The 16,508-nt window shown below is 62.2% G+C and carries 15 protein-coding genes and 2 tRNA genes; 7 read left to right on the top strand and 10 right to left on the bottom strand.

The genetic code is table 11. The features are described 5' to 3' along the window. Positions 1–40 precede the first annotated feature (40 nt). The 5 genes from murI (at position 41) to Q4G32_RS06260 (ending at position 4,240) form a co-directional block, all read left to right on the top strand. Complete coding sequence (gene murI / locus Q4G32_RS06280) at positions 41–1,009, top strand: glutamate racemase (RefSeq protein ID WP_303350049.1); 969 nt, start codon at positions 41–43, stop codon at positions 1,007–1,009. Then, complete coding sequence (locus tag Q4G32_RS06275) at positions 1,006–1,842, top strand: MBL fold metallo-hydrolase (protein ID WP_303350048.1); 837 nt, start codon at positions 1,006–1,008, stop codon at positions 1,840–1,842. The genes murI and Q4G32_RS06275 overlap by 4 nt, the downstream gene beginning before the upstream one ends. A 61-nt stretch (positions 1,843–1,903) precedes the next feature. Further along, a complete protein-coding gene (rph, locus tag Q4G32_RS06270) occupies positions 1,904–2,689 on the top strand; it encodes a ribonuclease PH (RefSeq protein ID WP_303350046.1) in 786 nt (261 codons plus the stop codon). Then, on the top strand, positions 2,682–3,377 hold the full coding sequence (rdgB, locus tag Q4G32_RS06265) for an RdgB/HAM1 family non-canonical purine NTP pyrophosphatase (RefSeq protein ID WP_303350044.1): 696 nt from the start codon (positions 2,682–2,684) through the stop codon (positions 3,375–3,377). Before rph ends, rdgB begins: the two co-directional genes overlap by 8 nt. Next, complete coding sequence (locus Q4G32_RS06260) at positions 3,371–4,240, top strand: phosphotransferase family protein (protein WP_303350043.1); 870 nt, start codon at positions 3,371–3,373, stop codon at positions 4,238–4,240. Before rdgB ends, Q4G32_RS06260 begins: the two co-directional genes overlap by 7 nt. A 23-nt stretch (positions 4,241–4,263) precedes the next feature. Here Q4G32_RS06260 and Q4G32_RS06255 read toward each other — a convergent pair whose 3' ends face one another. Next, positions 4,264–5,556, bottom strand: coding sequence for an ADP-ribosylglycohydrolase family protein (locus Q4G32_RS06255; protein ID WP_303350042.1), 1,293 nt, complete (start codon positions 5,554–5,556; stop codon positions 4,264–4,266). Between the two features lie 173 nt (positions 5,557–5,729). Between Q4G32_RS06255 and Q4G32_RS06250 the strand changes: the two genes are divergently transcribed. Beyond that, positions 5,730–7,211 (top strand): hypothetical protein, encoded by a 1,482-nt coding sequence (locus tag Q4G32_RS06250; RefSeq protein ID WP_303350041.1) that lies wholly within the window; start codon positions 5,730–5,732, stop codon positions 7,209–7,211. Between the two features lie 53 nt (positions 7,212–7,264). On the opposite strand, the gene Q4G32_RS06245 is transcribed toward Q4G32_RS06250, so the two are convergent. The 8 genes from Q4G32_RS06245 to bcp form a co-directional block, all read right to left on the bottom strand. Next, complete coding sequence (locus Q4G32_RS06245) at positions 7,265–7,927, bottom strand: MBL fold metallo-hydrolase (RefSeq protein WP_303350040.1); 663 nt, start codon at positions 7,925–7,927, stop codon at positions 7,265–7,267. A 75-nt stretch (positions 7,928–8,002) separates the two neighbouring features. Further along, positions 8,003–9,109 (bottom strand): S-(hydroxymethyl)mycothiol dehydrogenase, encoded by a 1,107-nt coding sequence (locus Q4G32_RS06240; protein WP_303350038.1) that lies wholly within the window; start codon positions 9,107–9,109, stop codon positions 8,003–8,005. 154 nt (positions 9,110–9,263) lie between these two features. Continuing rightward, the gene (locus Q4G32_RS06235) at positions 9,264–10,433 is read right to left on the bottom strand and encodes a YihY/virulence factor BrkB family protein (protein WP_303350037.1); all 1,170 of its coding nucleotides are present in this window, start codon (positions 10,431–10,433) and stop codon (positions 9,264–9,266) included. 176 nt (positions 10,434–10,609) lie between these two features. Then, the gene (locus Q4G32_RS06230) at positions 10,610–11,071 is read right to left on the bottom strand and encodes a MarR family winged helix-turn-helix transcriptional regulator (RefSeq protein ID WP_303350036.1); all 462 of its coding nucleotides are present in this window, start codon (positions 11,069–11,071) and stop codon (positions 10,610–10,612) included. A gap of 328 nt (positions 11,072–11,399) precedes the next feature. Next, complete coding sequence (locus Q4G32_RS06225; RefSeq protein WP_303350034.1) at positions 11,400–12,884, bottom strand: malate:quinone oxidoreductase; 1,485 nt, start codon at positions 12,882–12,884, stop codon at positions 11,400–11,402. Between the two features lie 132 nt (positions 12,885–13,016). After that, entirely contained in the window at positions 13,017–14,660 is a 1,644-nt protein-coding gene (locus Q4G32_RS06220) for an ABC transporter substrate-binding protein (RefSeq protein ID WP_303350032.1), read from the bottom strand. Between the two features lie 92 nt (positions 14,661–14,752). Further along, positions 14,753–14,832 (bottom strand) — tRNA-Leu (locus Q4G32_RS06215). Between the two features lie 151 nt (positions 14,833–14,983). Then, the gene (gene bcp, locus Q4G32_RS06210; RefSeq protein ID WP_303350030.1) at positions 14,984–15,457 is read right to left on the bottom strand and encodes a thioredoxin-dependent thiol peroxidase; all 474 of its coding nucleotides are present in this window, start codon (positions 15,455–15,457) and stop codon (positions 14,984–14,986) included. A 136-nt stretch (positions 15,458–15,593) separates the two neighbouring features. Between bcp and Q4G32_RS06205 the strand changes: the two genes are divergently transcribed. Further along, a complete protein-coding gene (locus Q4G32_RS06205) occupies positions 15,594–16,121 on the top strand; it encodes a MarR family winged helix-turn-helix transcriptional regulator (protein ID WP_303350029.1) in 528 nt (175 codons plus the stop codon). Between the two features lie 201 nt (positions 16,122–16,322). Here the strand turns inward: Q4G32_RS06205 and Q4G32_RS06200 are convergent. Continuing rightward, a tRNA-Lys gene (locus Q4G32_RS06200) sits at positions 16,323–16,398 on the bottom strand. Between the last annotated feature and the right edge of the window lie 110 nt (positions 16,399–16,508).

The following is a 16,508-nucleotide window of genomic DNA, read 5'->3' as shown; positions in this document are numbered from 1 at the left end:
TTCCAGCCTTGAGTGCAAACCGCACTAATCTGTTGGTTCTATGCACTCAGAATCGCGCATTTCGGTCGAAGAGGACCGCTCGGCGGTGCGTCCCGTGGCGGACGCACCCATTGGCGTGTTCGATTCCGGGGTCGGTGGCTTGACCGTGGCTCGGGCGATCATTGACCAACTGCCGAATGAGCGCATCATCTACGTGGGAGACACCCTCAACGGGCCTTACGGTCCCTTGCCGATCGCCCAGGTGCGGGCCAATGCCCTACGCATCATGGACGAACTGGTGGACAGCGGGGTCAAGCTGCTGGTGATCGCCTGCAACACGGCCTCTGCCGCCGTGCTGCGCGATGCCCGCGAACGCTATACCCACACCTACGGGATTCCCGTGGTGGAAGTGATACAACCGGCCGTGCGCCGGGCGGTGGCTTCCACCCGTAACGGGAAGGTCGGCGTGATCGCCACCCAAGCCACGGTGGGATCGCGTGCTTACGAGGACACTTTTGCTGCGGCACCGCAGTTGCAGATCTTCTCGCAAGCCTGCCCGAGTTTTGTGCCATTTGTGGAGTCCGGTGTGACCACCGGGCCGGAGGTTCTGGCCACGGCCCAGGAGTACCTGGCTCCGTTGATTGCACAGGATGTGGACACCCTGGTTCTGGGGTGTACGCATTATCCGCTGCTGACGGGTGTCATTTCCTACGTCATGGGTGAAGGCGTGAGCTTGGTCTCCAGTGCTGAGGAAACGGCCAAGGACGTTTTCCGTGCTCTGGTGGGCCACGATCTTGCCCGCACTCAACCACGTCAGGAACCGCATGAGTTCCTGGCCACCGGCGCACCGGAACCGTTTGAGGTTCTGGCACGGCGCTTCCTGGGCCCGGAGGTGGCGCACGTGCGCCACGTGGGTTCAGTGGCAGAACAGTTCCCCACGGGCTCTTTGTCCATGATCACCCCGGAGATGCTGGCCTTTGCGCGCAATGATGCGCTGCCGCCAGAACATACCGAAAGTACATCATCATGAACCTCACAGTTATTGGCTGCACGGGCTCTTTTGCCGGCCCGGATTCCCCGGCCTCCAGTTACCTGCTGACAGGTGCCGACCGCAACGGGCGGGTCTGGCATGTTCTGATGGACATGGGCAACGGCTCCCTGGGTTCTTTGCAGCGCCACATCGACCTGCATGAGCTGGATGCCGTGATCGTCAGTCACCTGCATCCGGATCACTGTGTGGACCTGGCTGGTCTGCACGTGGCCGTCAAATGGGACCCGCGCGGCTGGCCCGGTGACCGGATACCGGTGTGGGCGCCCAAAGGTACCCATGAATACTTGGCTGCAGCCCAGGCCATGGATGCTGACCCCGGGATGTCCACGGAGTTCGTGTTCAACGAATGGCAGGATGAGGCTGCGGTGGAGATCGGCCCGTTCCGGGTGACCCCCTACCGGGTCAATCACCCCGTGGAGGACCCCTATGCGCTGCGTGTCGAGTACGACGGCGCCCAGGGTTCCAGCGTGCTGACCTACTCCGGGGACACCGATTCCTGTGCCGGGCTTGTTCGAGCCGCCCGCAATGCCGACCTGTTCCTGTGCGAAGCCGCCTATCAGGAAGGACGCGATGAATACCGCAATGTCCACCTGACGGGCTTACGAGCTGGTCAAGCGGCACAGGAAGCCGGGGTTGACGAGCTGATGTTGACCCATATCCCGGTGTGGAACTCACCCACCAAAGCTGTGATCGAAGCCGCCTCTGCTTATGACGGTCCGATTGCTCTGGCACAGCCCGCCACCACGTTCCGGATCGTGGCGGATTCTCAGCGGATGGCAGGCCGCCCGGTCAGCTCCGCTGCGACTGCCTAGTCCGCGCCCACGGGCCTGGGCCCGCGTTGGACTGACTCCACAGCCGGTCTATTGTGGGGGTATGACCTCAGACGCTTCACAGGCCACTTCCTCCTCGGCTGATGTTCGCCCCGACATTGTGAGGGCGGACGGGCGTGGCGTGGACCAGTTGCGCCCCATCACCATCACCCGCGGGTGGTCGCAGCAAGCGGAGGGCTCGGCACTGATCGAGTTTGGTGGTACCCGCGTTTTGTGCACTGCATCCGTCACGGAAGGCGTGCCGCGCTGGATGCGCGGTGAAGGCCGCGGATGGGTCACCGCCGAATACGCCATGCTCCCGCGAGCCACCTCCACTCGCTCCCAGCGGGAGTCCGTCAAGGGCAAGATTGGTGGACGGACCCACGAAATTTCGCGGTTGATCGGCCGCTCCCTGCGTGCAGTGATTGATTTGCGCGCGCTGGGGGAGAACACCGTGGTGCTGGACTGCGATGTTCTGCAGGCTGATGGCGGCACCCGCACCGCGGCGATCACCGGCGCGTACGTGGCCTTGGCCGAGGCCATGGCCTGGGCCAGAAAAAAGGGGTTGGTCAAGGGGCGGCCACTGACCGATTCGGTGGCTGCGGTTTCCGTGGGCATCATCGACGGCGTTCCCATGCTGGATCTTCCGTATCCAGAAGATGTGCGTGCTGAAACAGACATGAACGTGGTGATCACCGGCAGCGGTTCCTTTGTGGAGGTGCAGGGCACCGCGGAAGGTGTGCCGTTCAACCGTGATGAGTTGGACGGTCTCCTGGATTTGGCTGTGGCAGGCTGCGCCGAACTGGCTCAAATCCAGCAGGCAACCTTGGGAGAAAACGGCCATGCCTGACCCTGCCTCCGGTGCCTTACTGGTCTTGGCCACCCACAACAAGGGCAAGCTGGCCGAGCTGCGTTCCATGGTGGCTGCAGCCCTGCCGGAACTTGACGCGGACACGGCCGTGGTGGATGCCGGAACGTTGGGACTGCCAGAAGCTGTGGAAGACGGCTTGAGTTTTCGTCAAAACGCACTGCTCAAAGCTCGCGCCGCGGCGGCGGCCTCCGGTCTGCCCGCAGTGGCCGATGACTCGGGGTTGTGCGTGGATGTGCTGGGTGGGGCTCCGGGCATTTTCTCCGCACGGTGGTCCGGCCGGCACGGTGATGACCGCGCCAACCTGGAGCTGTTGTTGGCACAGTTGGGGGACATCGCCGCACCGCACCGAACGGCGTCGTTCGTCTGTGCTGCTGCGCTGGTGACGCCCAGCGGCCATGAGCACGTGGAGCACGGTGTTCTGGCTGGAACGCTGCTGCAAGCACCTGCGGGGGACGGCGGGTTCGGTTACGATCCCATCCTGCAGCCGCAAGGGATGGACGTCTCCTGTGCTCAATTGAGCAGCCAGGAGAAGAACGCCATCAGCCACCGGGGCCAAGCCATGAAGGCCTTGCTGCCGCATGTGATCGCCATTGTGGGGGACCGGGGGTGTCACCCGGCTCAGATCAATGCGGAGCACGGGTCACGAATCGAGGACCCGCCATGGTAGCCCAGGCGCTACGGCGCATGATGCCTTTTGCAGACGTTGTGGATGCGGTCCTGGATGAGCTCGGGGAACGCAGCGATTGCACCCGGTGGTCAGTGGTCCCCACCGGGTCCTCTCACCTGGTGGTGGAGATTGACAAACGTATCTCCGTACGGATTGCCAAGAACCCCACGGCACGGCAAAACCTGTCCCGCCGTAGCGAAGTCTTGCGCCGGTTGCCCGAATACAGCTTTGAGATTCCACGGCCGCTGACGGAAACCAAGACCGTCAAAGGACATACCGCAGTGGGACTGACCTGGGTGGAGGGCACGCACCGGACGGGGGGCGTCCCGGCGCAGGTCTTGGGGCAGTTGTTGGAGCAACTGTGGGCCACGGACACCACACCTTTCGAGTCACTGTTGGACCGGCCGGGCCAGCATTGGGGTGGACACCGGCGTCGGCACGTGATTCTGGATGAAGTGGTTCCGCTGCTCTTGCCGCGCAACCGGGAACTGGCCCGTGAAGCCATCCATGATCTGGCCGAACTTGACGTGGTCACCCCCAGACTGGTGCATTCGGATCTGACCAGTCACAACATGCTGTGGAAGGACCGGCAGTTGACTGGCGTGATCGACTGGGACCACGCCTGTATGGGAGACCCGGCCCAAGACGTGGCCTCTCTGGCGCTGTGTTTCGGGTGGGAGACCCTGGAAGCTGTGGTGCCACCCGAAATCATGCGCCGAGCACGTCTTCACGCCCGCATTGTGCCCATGCAATCCGTGGCGTACACGCTGGTTCAAGACATGGACACCGCGCAGGTGAACCAGGCAGTCAACCGCGCCGACGAATGGATCGACACCCGCTTGCGCCGCCTGCTCAAACGCTGAATCACGGGAGCTGCCGGACCTACTCAGGCGGTTGATTCAGCAGTGATGCCCAATTCACGGGCCCACCGATCAGTCATTTCCGTCACTAGGGGCTGCATGGGAACAGGACCGGTTGCCGTGGGCTGTGCCTCCGCCTCTGCCCGCGGCTCGGCCTGACGGCGCGTTACTGGATGTTCCCCATGGGATGCGGCTGGGGCCTGAGCATGAGCGGGCCCCAGTGCGCCGATGAGCGCAGCGGCTACAGTCTGCTCAGCTGTTGTAGCGCCCACTATCGGCGTGCTGGTGCAGTGGGCTTCCGTCATGGCCCACCAGATGCCCAGGGCAATGGTTCGGGTGGCTTCGCTGACCTCTCCCAGCTGCGGTGTGGATGCCCTGATTGCGGTCTGGGGAGACGGGAGCGTGTCCGCAGCCGTCACAATGACGTGGAGAGCCTCCACTGTTTCTTGGACGGGCAACGTGGTGGTGGCGAGTGCTTCCACAGTGGCCTCAAGTGCGGCGCGGAGGTGAACGACGTCGTTGCTCCCGCGGACTGTGGCGCTGGAGTTTTTGTGAGCTGGAGTGCTGGCATCCCTGCGAGCTGATGTGATGGTGTCCCTGCGGGCTGTGGTGATGGTGGCCTGCACCATCAGGGCGGCTGCCACAGCGGCAACATGAGCCTGCGGGAGACCGTGCGTGATGGCTGCGGCATTGACGGCCATGGTGGTCACGGGTTTCCACCCGATCGGGAGCAGCCCCAGAGGCAGGCTGCGCACCACAACATCAGCGCCTTGTGCGGCAGGCTGCACTGGTCGTGGGACCTCTCCCATGGCACCTGTGCTGAGACCCGCAAGAGTACCGGCGGTTTCCGGGACCGCAGGAGCCAACGGGGAGGTCAGGTGAGATGCGCCGGAGGGTGCGTGGCTACGGTCCAGCCACCGCGGAAGCGGCGTGGGAGCGGCAGCCGGAAAATCACTGGATTGGGTGCGTGACCAGCGCAGATATGCCAACCACAAACAGGCGTTCTCATCGGCAGGCTGTCCCGCATTGGCCCACTCCAGAGCTTCCAGAAGGCCATCCGCGGTGTAAAGAGCCAGGGTGGTGTAGGGCAACTGGCTGCGTTCAGGCGTTTCCCGGTGAGCTCGGGCAGCTTGCTCTCCGAGTGCCATGCTGCTCAGCGTTGAATAGATCCAGTCATCAAGGCCGTTGACATCGGCATCGAATGCGCTGTCCGGTTGCAGGAGTCCGCCACGTTCATCGGAGCTCGGTGACGGTCCGTGTGGGGCGGGGAGATCGGCGTGATGACCCGGGGTGGTGTTCCGGGTGTGGTCCATGGGCATACGGACAGTATGGAGCACCGGGTGGCGGCAGCCAGGCAGCCGGAAGCGGCTGGGGCAGCCACAACCACCCAAGGCAGCCACAACCACCTAAGGCAGCCACGGCCCGGTACGCTGGGCAGGTCAATACCCGGGCATTGCACGAGCCGATACGGACAGTGGAAAGGCGGCCTATCGTGACGCACGAGTCCTCTGTGCCGGCAGGTGCCGCTGCCGCAACAGGTGCCGTCCCATCCGCTGAGTCCACCGCGGGGCACGGCACCCCGGACGGGAGTTCAGATGCGGGCTCCGGAGCACAGTCAGGGGAGCACGACCGCCGCAATGTGGTGCGGTTGACCACAACAGGCTCCGGCTCTGCCTGGAACACCAATCTGGTGTTCTCCGAACTCCTTTTTGGCGACTCCCAACGCTTACGCCAGGTGGTGGGCCGCTGGTATCTGGCCCTGACTCTGTTGGTCCGTCTGCCCAGTGTGATCATGCCGTTGAGCGTGCTGGTCTACGTGGCAGTTGCCGCGGGCTCCGGCTGGTGGGGCGCCGTCTGCGCGGGTCTGGTCTATTTGGGCCACGCGATATCCACGTGCCTCACAGCACTGTATGCACCCTGGAAGCATTACCAATGGTGCATCTTGCTGCAAACCTTGCTCCAAGTGGGAGCCGTGTTGTGGTTGGTGCAATCCCTGGTGGCTCACGCTTATGACCCCTATGCGGTGTGGCCCTGGTATCTGTGTTTACTGGTTGGCGTGTGCTCCCCCCAGCTGGGAATTGCCACGCGATTGCGGTGGCCATCCATCTTGCGTCACCACAAGGATTTGTCGTTGACCACGTTGACCATGCGTCACGAAGCCGTCATGGACGCCCTGGCCATGGTGCTCGGAGCTTTGGTGGCAGGGATGATCGCCATTACTGCCGGGTCGCTGGTGGGCATCATGGCAGGCTCCGGTCTCCTGGTGGTGGCCACGGCATTTCTGCTGCTCCACCCCACAGCCGGGCTGCCCACCTGGGGCACGGCTCTGTGGGTACCGACCAGCAAACGATTGAACGCAGCCGAAAAACGACGACGTCGCGCGCGCCGCTTTGTGCGTTTCCTCCCCATGCTGGGCGGCGGTTGGCTGGGCCTGCTGTGGGGTTCTGTGCAGATCGGGCTGGTCTACTTTGCGGCAAGTATTGACGTGGTGGAAAGCATCGGCGCGCAGTTTGCGGCGCTGGGGTTGCTCTCTGCAATTTCGGCCGTCATCACCGCGGGTTTTGATGTCCGGCGGCCCTGGAACCTCTGGGTCATTTGCGCCGCCGCCGGAGTGCTGGCCACCATGCTGATGTCCGTGCCCTCCGGTCCGTTCAGCATGCTCCTGGTCTTGGCGGTGATCGGTGCTGCCTCCGGTCCCACGCTGGTGGCGGTGTTCGGTATTGTTCCGCTGATCAGTCCGCGCAGACTAACCGTGGGGCTCAGCGCAATCACCCACGTTCTGATTCAACTCGGCATGGCGCTGGGGCTGGTGGCCGCGGCGGCTGCCGGAGGCCGCGGTGGCTATCAGACGGTGGCCCTCCTACCGGTGTTGGCCTCCGCCCTTCTGTTGGCCACGGCTTTTGTGTTCATCGACCGCAGGCGCCGGGTGCCCATGGACATACCCGTGAGCGCCCGGCGTACCCCGCTGGTCTGACCTCCTGAACGGACCCTCAGAATCCTGCCGACCAGCGGGGTTCCCTCAACCGATCAGTGACCCCGCGCCAACCACTGCTCAACATCCTCAGCTTCCGCACCAATCAGCGTGGAATCCCCGTGACCGGTGAGAACCACGGTTTCGGCGGGCAGCACCAGAAGGCGCTCGCGGATGGAATCCACGATGGTGGGGAAATCCGAATAAGAGCGCCCGGTGGCCCCCGGACCACCCTGGAACAAGGTGTCCCCGGAGAAAACGACACCCAATTCGGGACTGTGGAAACAGACCGATCCGGGTGAGTGGCCGGGAGTGGCCAGCACCGTCAGACCAACGCCGTCCAGTTCAAAAACATCACCATCGGCCAGTTCGTGGTCCGGGGCGGCCTCCGGATGGACTGCGTCCCACAGCATGCGATCGGCGGGATGGAGATAGATCTCCCCGCCAACCAGCGCTGCGGTGTCCAGAGCGGCGCGGATGTGGTCATCGTGGCCGTGGGTGAGCAGGATGGCTTTGACGGTGCGTCCGTTGACGGCTTCCTGCACGGCTTGCGGATCATGGGCGGGGTCGATCACAAAACACTCGGTGTCCGTGCCAACAATCCAGACGTTGTTTTCCACCTCCCAGGTGCCGCCGTCCAATGAGAACGTGCCGCTGGTGACGCAGTTCTGAACGGTGACACGGCCATCGGCCGTTGCGGTGACTGAAGTGACGGTCATGGAAGTCTCCTGTGGTTGAAAGCTGATGGCCCAGCTGCCTGTGGCACAGGGCATGGGTCAAATGACGGTGTGCTCTTAATTTTTGAGGGCGTCCATTTCCACCACAGAGCGCAAAACGCGGCCATCGCGCATCTTGGCAAAGGCCGGTTCCACATCCCCCAGGCCAATTCGCTCGGACACGAATCCGTCCAAGTCCAGATTGCCCAAGCGATAGTGGTCAACGAACATGGGGAAGTCACGGTTGGGCAGACAGTCCCCGTACCATGCCGATTTGATGGAGCCGCCGCGACCAAAGACCTGGTCCAGGGGGATCTCCCAGGTGGTCCCGGGGTCCGGCACCCCCACCAGGACCATCCGGCCCGCCAGATCCCGCGCCTCAAAGGCCTGCTTGAACGTGGCAGCCACACCTACGGCGTCGATCACCAAATCTGCGCCATTGCCACCGGTCAATTCCCGGATGGTCTCCACCGGCTCCTGCTCGCGGGCATTGATCGTGTGAGTGGCACCAAAACTGCGCGCCGTTGCCAGTTTGTCGTCGTCCACGTCCACGGCAATGATGGTGGTGGCTCCGCCCAGACGGGCGCCGGCAATGGCGGCAGTGCCCACGCCACCGCAGCCGATCACGGCCACTGATTCCCCGCGCTTGAGCGCACCCGTGTTGAGCACCGCCCCCAACCCGGCGGTGATGCCGCAGCCCAGCAAGCCCACTGCGGCAAACTGTTCTGGGTCCAGGTCTCCGTCAATTTTGGTGCACTGTCCGGCGGCCACCAAGGTCTTTTCCGCGAACGCACCAATGCCCAGCGCCGGGCTCAACTCGGTGCCATCTTTCAACGTCATCTTCTGAGTGGCGTTGTGGGTGGCAAAGCAGTACCAGGGTTCGCCCCGGCGGCAGGCACGGCATTCACCGCACACCGCCCGCCAGTTCAAGATCACGTGATCACCCACGGAAACTTCCGTGACACCCTCACCCACTGCGCTGACCACACCCGTGGCTTCGTGGCCCAGGAGGAATGGAAAATCATCCGAGACCCCGCCCACCTGATAGTGGTGATCCGTTTGACACACCCCGCAGGTGAGGACATCCACCAGTGCTTCTCCGGGCCCGGGATCCGGTACCAGAATTGTCTCTAGGACGGCGGGTTCGTTCTTGGCCTTGACCACCACGGCCTGGACTTCATGCATGGCGCGCTCCCATCGTTGGATGACTGGTGGTGCCGTCTGCAGCTGGTCTGGACGACACCGGGGGTGCAAATCCCCGGGTCCACGACATCACGTGATGGACGTCGCAGTCCAGGAACCTGCACCCCCAGTGTAAGGACGGGTTCAGACACCTACCTCAGCGGATTTCGGTCCGTTGACGCTCCAGTACCTGCTTTGCTTCGCCGTCGAAATTGGACACGTCCGCCTGTCCACCACGGCCGGTGTCCTTGCCCTGGGCGCTGTAGTCCACGGTCTCGTGAGCCAGCCGTACCTTGCGGCCATCTTCCACCATCTTTTCGTGCTTCTCCAGCGCCTTGACCACACCCTTCACGTCCCGCGGGGGCAGGTGCAGCATTTCCTCGGAGGCAATTCCTGCCTCCAGCTCACGCCCACGCTGCAGTTCGGCGTCGATCTCAGCACCCAGCAGGAGCACATTGTTGAAGATCCAGATTCCCAACAGACCCAGGATCACACCACCGATCACACCGTAGGTGTCCGCTTGAGAGGCGAACTGCGTTGCGTAGATGGAGAACGCAACGCCTGCCAGGATCATCCCGACAATCGCAAACATGGCACCGGGAGAAACCCACTTGAACTTGGGCTGTTGAACATTGGGCGTGGCGTAATAGAGCACCGCCACCAGGAGCACCAGCAGCAGGAGGATCACGGGCCACTTGGCAATGTTCCATACGGTCACGGAAGTTTCACCCAGGCCGACTGCATCACCCAGGGTGCGCGCAATGCCGCCGGAAAGGAGGACCATCAGGAAAATGAGAACCACCGTGATGACCACGAACAACGTCACGGCCAGCATGGTGCCCTTGAGCTTGATGAAGGTGCGGCCCTCGGAGACGTCATACACGCGGTTCATGGCGCGCGAAAATGCTCCCACGTAGCCGGAGGCGGACCAAAGCCCCGATCCCACACCGATGATCAATGCGATGATCCCAGCTCCCGTGGCCCCAGCCAGATTGGAGATGGTCGGCTCCAACAGAGTGTTCAACTCTTCGGGTACCCGTCCGGAGAGAAATCCGGTGATGGCATCCGTGGTTTGTTGCCCCTGGCCGAAAACACCCAGGAGGGAGACCACCGCCAGCAACCCGGGGAACACGGAGAGGACCGTGAAGTAGGTCAGAGAGGCCGCCAAGTCCGTGCAGCCATCCTGGGAGAATTCGGCAAAAGCGCGTTTGAATACGTATCTCCAGGACCGTTTGGAGACCTGGGACGGCTTTTGCGGTTTGGACGCGTTGTCCGGCGCGGGTGCCTCGGCCCGCTCCAGGGTTTCGCGGAGGGTGTTCTTGGACACGGTCTCTCCCTAGTGATTCTCAGTGCGGTGGCGGTCTCTGCGCGGGTGCGGCTGCCTACCGCGGCCGGTCCCAAACAGGTGGGGGTGTGACATGCACAAAGCCTCCTATCAGTCTACTGATGGGAGGCTTTGTATGGGGCATTCAGCGCCGGTGGGCCGGGCTGAAGCCGAAGGACTCAGTCACTGAGGCTGTGGCGCAAGCGGTCGGACAAACGGGTGAGGATACGCAGTTCCTCGGTGTCCAAGCCGTTGGCCATCACCTCATGGACGTGACGATCAAAGTGTGCGGCAATGCGTTCTTGGAGGTCGTGGCCGTCTTCGGTCAACCTGATCCGCAGACCACGAAGGTCTTGGGGGTCTTGCCAGCGGTGCACAAGGCCCTTGGATTCAAGTCGTTCCAACATGCGGGACAGGCTGGACTGGGTGAGCAGAACATATTCGTTCAACTCATTGAGTCGGATGCCGCGATCGTCTGCTCTGGAGAGGTTGAACAGGACGTCGTATTCCCGCATGGAGAGGTCCGCGAACTCTTCACGACGCTGTAGGCGTCGCATCACCGTGACCTGCGCACGGTACAGCGCTTCCCACGCTGCCGTGGAGGTCTCTACGGGGTCATTAGTGGTTTCTCTGATGGGCACGGAGCTAATAGTAAGCGATGTGATACGGATTCTTGGGGCTGACTCGTCCGCTAATGTGAGGCAATTTAATTGAATTAGCATCTAGTTTGCCACTGAATCCTCCACCCGTTGACGTGATGGGTCCGTGCCGATTCCCGCAGCTGGGGCGCCGTCCAGGTGCTTGTGCCTGGGGCCGGCGCACCAGCGGGTCAAGAAAAGCAAAAATCCGGGCTGACAAGGAGTCACCCCGGATTTTTGCAGCACACTGAAGCCGCTGTGGTGGTGGCAAGCGGGCAGGGATCACAGCAGTGACTGAACGACGGCGGCCCCCACCCGAAGCTGTCTCAACTCACTGAATACCCAAGACGTCGGCCGTATGGCCCATGATTTCGTCTGCGAGTGCAGCATCGGTGTCCAAGGTCCGGCCGTAGGCCGGGATCAGCTGGGTCAAGCGGGATTGCCATGTCTGGCTGTGGTTGGGGAAGCACTTTTGCAGCAGATCCAGCATGATCGGAACAGCGGTGGAGGCGCCGGGGGAGGCACCCAGAAGACCGGCAATGGACCCGTCACCGGCGGTGATCAACTCCGTACCGAACTGCAGCACGCCGCCTTTGTCCTTGTCCTTGCGCATGACCTGGACACGCTGGCCGGCGTGGACCAGCTCCCAGTCATTGCCATCCGCTGTGGGGTAGTACTCCTGCAGGGCTTCCACCCGCTGGGCCTTGGACTTCATCAGCTCGGAAACCAGGTACTTGACCAGATCCAAGTTGGCCATGCCGGCTCGCGTCATGGGGTAGATGTTGTCCGTCCTGATCGAACGAGGGAGGTCAAAGAGGGAGCCCTGCTTGAGGAAGTTCGGTTTGAAGCCGCCGTAGGGCCCAAAGAGCAGGGACTTTTTCCCGTTTTCATACCGGGTGTCAAGGTGAGGTACGGACATGGGTGGCGCCCCTACGGAAGCCTGACCGTAGACCTTGGCATGGTGCTGTTCGGCAATTTCCGGCTGGGTGTTACGCAACCACAGACCGGAAACCGGGAAACCACCGAAACCTTTGATCTCTGGAATACCGGCTTTTTGCAGCAAGGGCAGAGCGCCACCGCCGGCACCCACAAAAACAAATTTGGCGCGGATCTCCCGGGTGTCTTCCGAATTCAAGCGGTTCTTGGTGTGCGCCACCCAGGTGCCATCTGCCTGCTTGTCCAGTCCAGTGACCTGAGTGCCCGTGCGGATCACACCGCCGTTGGCGCGAATGTGATCCACCAGGCGGTTGGTCAATTCCCCAAAGTTCACATCCGTACCCTCCGGGGAGAATGTGGCAGCAACGGAGCCTGCACCGCGCCCCCGCATGGTCAGGGGAGCCCAGGAGGCCAACTGGTCACGGTCCTGGGAGTACTCCATGCGCTCAAACAGTTTGTGCTGTTTGAAAGCCTCGTGGCGGGCCTTGAGATAGCGCACGTGATCGTCGTTGAAGACCATGGAGATGTGCGGAACCGGGTTGATGAAACCGGAGGCTTCACCCAGCTTGCCTTCCTGCACCATGGTGGCCCAGAACTGTCTGGAAGTCTGGAACTGCTCATTGATCTTCACGGCCTTGGCCGTGCCCACGGTTCCATCCGGGTTCAGCGGTGCGTAGTTCAATTCACACAGGGCCGAATGGCCCGTTCCTGCGTTGTTCCACACGCTGGAACTTTCCATCCCGATTCCATCCAGGCGCTCCACCAGGATGATGTTCCAGCTGGGCTCCAGCTCCGTGAGCATGGCGCCCAGCGTCGCGGACATGATGCCGCCGCCAACCAGAAGTACGTCGGTGGACTCTGTGGTTGTCGCATGGGTCACTGTGGGGTCTCCCGTCGTCAGACACAAGGGGGAGTGACTGTTGTTGCCCCCGCGCGCATAGATGTCACAAGGTTAGTCCTCCGGCCTTGTCCCGTGCACGCCGAACGCGCTGCGGGCAAGAAATCCGCAGCGTCAGGGAGCCTCGTTGAGGGTCAGGGAGTTGAACTCTTCAAAACCGGTGGAACTCAAAGGGAAGGCTGCCGTTCGGGCATCCACGGCCACGCCAGTTGTGGCAAATGCCAGTGGAAGGGCCACCTTCTCCTGAATCACCCGAGTGTTGACCTGCCGGTACAGATCCTGGCGTTGCTCGCCGTCGGCGCTCTGGGAGGCCTGATCAACCAGGTCGCGCAGAACTTTGGAATCGGAGCCCAGTTCAGGGGTCAACGCGCTGAACAGCGTTGCCGTGAAGTAGTCAGGGTCGCGGAAACCGCCCGTGATTCCGGAGAGGAACAGATCGTGGTCGCGCGAGCGCGTGCGCAGAGTTTCGTCATACACACTCCACGGCACGGGAACGGGGACAATCTCGAATCCGGCTCGGGTCAGCATGGCGGAGAGATCGGCGTAGAGGCGTTCTGGCTCCAGAGCCCAGGACCGGGAAGCCCCCGTGGGATACAAGAACCGCAGCGGGGCGCCGTCGTACTGAGAACTGCCGAGCAAATCCCGTGCTTCCGCGGGGTTGTAGCCGGGAAAACCAACGTCCGTGTTGGGGACATTGAAACGGGCCGGCAGAAAGGCCTGCGCCACACTGGTGCCTTCGGGGTAGTGATCGCGCACAATGGCCTGACGGTCCACAGCTGACATCAGGGCGTGACGGACGTTGATGTCCGCGAAGGCGCCGCTGGCGCTGTAAAGCCCCAAGTAAGCAACGGAATAGGGGTCACGTTGCAGGACCTGGACCCCTTCCCTGGCAAGCGGGGCAAAAGCACTGAGCCCCACCAGGTCGTAGCCGTCCACCTGCTCGTTGCGCAGGGCAACGTAGCGCAGTTCCGTGTCCGGGATGGCAACAAACTCCAGAACTCCCACGGGGCCCAAATCACCCCAGTACGTTTCGGAGGCATTGAGAATCACGGACTCACCGGGCCGCTGACCGGAGCCGGAATCCAACCCCTGGCCAACTGTGAAAGGGCCCGTGCCCACGGGCGCTGTGCCCACGGAGTCATTGGCTATGGAAGAAGGCGCGGCCATACCGAAAGCCGGATGCGTCAAGACCTTGGGCAGCGCAGGGTACGGTCTGGTGAGCAGAATGCGCACGGTGTTCTGGTCCACGGCTTCACACCGCTGATAGGTGGAACCGTTGGGTGCGCCCCTGCGGAAGACGGCGTCAAAAAGGCTGTGCCGTCCGGTGCCGGCATCTCGCACGGAAGCTGCAGCCCACCGGTTGAAATTTTCCACCACGGCTTCGGCGTCAAGTGCTGAGCCGTCGTGGAAAACCACGCCTTCACGCAGTGCAAAGTCCCAACTGAGCCCGTCTTCACTTGCGCGCCAGGCCGTGGCCAGGGCCGGTACCGGATCACCAGTCATGGGGTCGGGGGCAACCAACCCGTCCAGGATTTGCCGCGCAATGCGGTGTGTTTCCAAATTGTCCGTGAGTGATGGATCCAGGGTGGGTGCTGTGGCTGCGTTGGCAAAAACATACTGAGCAGGTGCCACGGGCTGGGAACTTTGTATTGCGGGCTCCGTATTGGCCCGAGCGCATCCGGTGGACACAGTGCTGCCCACCACCACTGCGCCCAGCGTGCTCGTGAGGAAACGGCGCCTTGAATAGTGTGTTGTCATCTGCCGCCTCCTCTCCACCTGGCCGGACCATGCCTGCCTGACAAGGGCCGTCCGGTAACGGCCGGGGCTTTAGGGTCTGGCCCGCCCATGAGTGCGCGAGGCGGGACTTGAACCCGCACGCCGGAGCACAGGAACCTAAATCCTGCGTGTCTGCCAATTCCACCACTCGCGCGCTACCCCGCAACTGACCGCCATCCAGTTCACCAAGGCTCCGTTCAGCCCGTGCTGAGGGAATGGGCACTGCAGGTGATCAATGAGCGGGGCCGCCACAGTCTACCGAGAAGTTTTGTGGCTTGCTTGCCTCCCACGCGGGGAGCCTTGACTCAAGCCTCCAGGCCGAGATCCCTGCGCAATTTGGCAACGTGGCCTTTGGCCCTGACGTTGTACTGCGCCACTTCAATGGTGCCTTGAGCATCGAGCACAAAACTGGAACGGATCAGTCCCTCATACACGCGGCCGTAGTTCTTCTTCTCACCCCATGCACCATAGGCTTCCGCCACCGTGTGATCGGGGTCGGAGAGCAGCGGGAAACTCAACTCTTGGCGCTGCGCAAAGTTGGCCAGTGCTTTGGGGGAGTCCGGTGAGATGCCGAGTACCGCGTACCCCTCCGCCAGAAAGCGGTTCAGATTGTCCCGGAAATCGCAGGCCTGAGTGGTGCAGCCGGGAGTTGAGGCCTTGGGGTAGAAGTACACGATCACTCGTTGGCCGGCGTAGTCAGAAAGGGACACTTCCTCGCCTTCCTGGTTGAGCAAGGTGAACGCCGGTGCGGTGCTACCCGGGGTGAGTTGTTCGGTCACTGTGGTCCTCTCATTGTGCGCCACTCATTGATGTTGAGGTCATCGTGGCATGAAATGCAGTGAACGTGATGGTCATCTCCGCAAAGCATAAGTACCCTTAGTCAACTGTTTCCCTCGTCATGGGTATACTCGGAGCATGCCAAAGAACTCCCAATGGCCCACCAATCGACTCTTGTCAACTGCGGCGCGATTGGTTGAACATGCCTGGAACGAACGTCTTGCCTCTCTGGGGGTCACCCATGCCGGTGTCATGGCACTGGACGTCTTGGCTGTCAACGGGGGACTGACGCAGGCGCGATTGGCGCAAGAAGTCAGGGTGCAGGCTCAAACCATGGGCAAAACTCTGCATCGCCTGGAGATTCACGGGCACGTTTCGCGTAGTCGCAATGCCAATGATCGTCGCAGTCATCTGGTGGTGATCACGGAGGAGGGGCGTCGCGTTCTCACGGAGGCCACCCGCATGGAGCAGGACCTGATTGGGGATGGCTCACTGTCTGACGATCAGCTGCGCCGGTCTTTGGCTCACATTGTGACCACTTTGGGTGGGGCACGGTGGAAGCTGAAAGTTGACGACGACGGCGAAGTCCGCGAGATCGCTGCCGATGCCGCGCCCAGTTCTCAGACACCTGTGGCACGGGTGGATGCTGAGCTTCCCTCGCTCTAGCGGTCTGTACCCGTGGATGTGCGCGGGTTGAGGGACCTGTTGGGCGAACTGTGTTCACCACACCGTGATTCCACGGGTACAACCACTGACGCACCTGTGTGGCGCTGAGTCTGTACGGTGCTGAGTTTGTGTGGAATGGGGCACATCTGCGGTGATGAGAAAAGCCCCGATCCGAACGAAATGCCGGATCAGGGCTTTGTGTGGTGCGCCCCCACGGACTCGAACCGTGAACCCGCTGATTAAGAGTCAGCTGCTCTGCCAATTGAGCTAGAGGCGCTTGTTGTTGCTGTTGCTACGGCCGTAGACAGTACCACATCCGGAAACCATGCTCAGGCGGTCACCGTGGTGCTTGATGGACGTACTCAGTCCCGTGTTTCAACCGAACTT

The sequence above is a fragment of the Kocuria sp. genome, assembly GCF_030538595.1.
Classification (GTDB): Bacteria; Actinomycetota; Actinomycetes; order Actinomycetales; family Micrococcaceae; genus Kocuria.
Note: the sequence above shows the minus strand (reverse complement) of the source record. Positions and strands in the feature narration are given on the sequence as shown.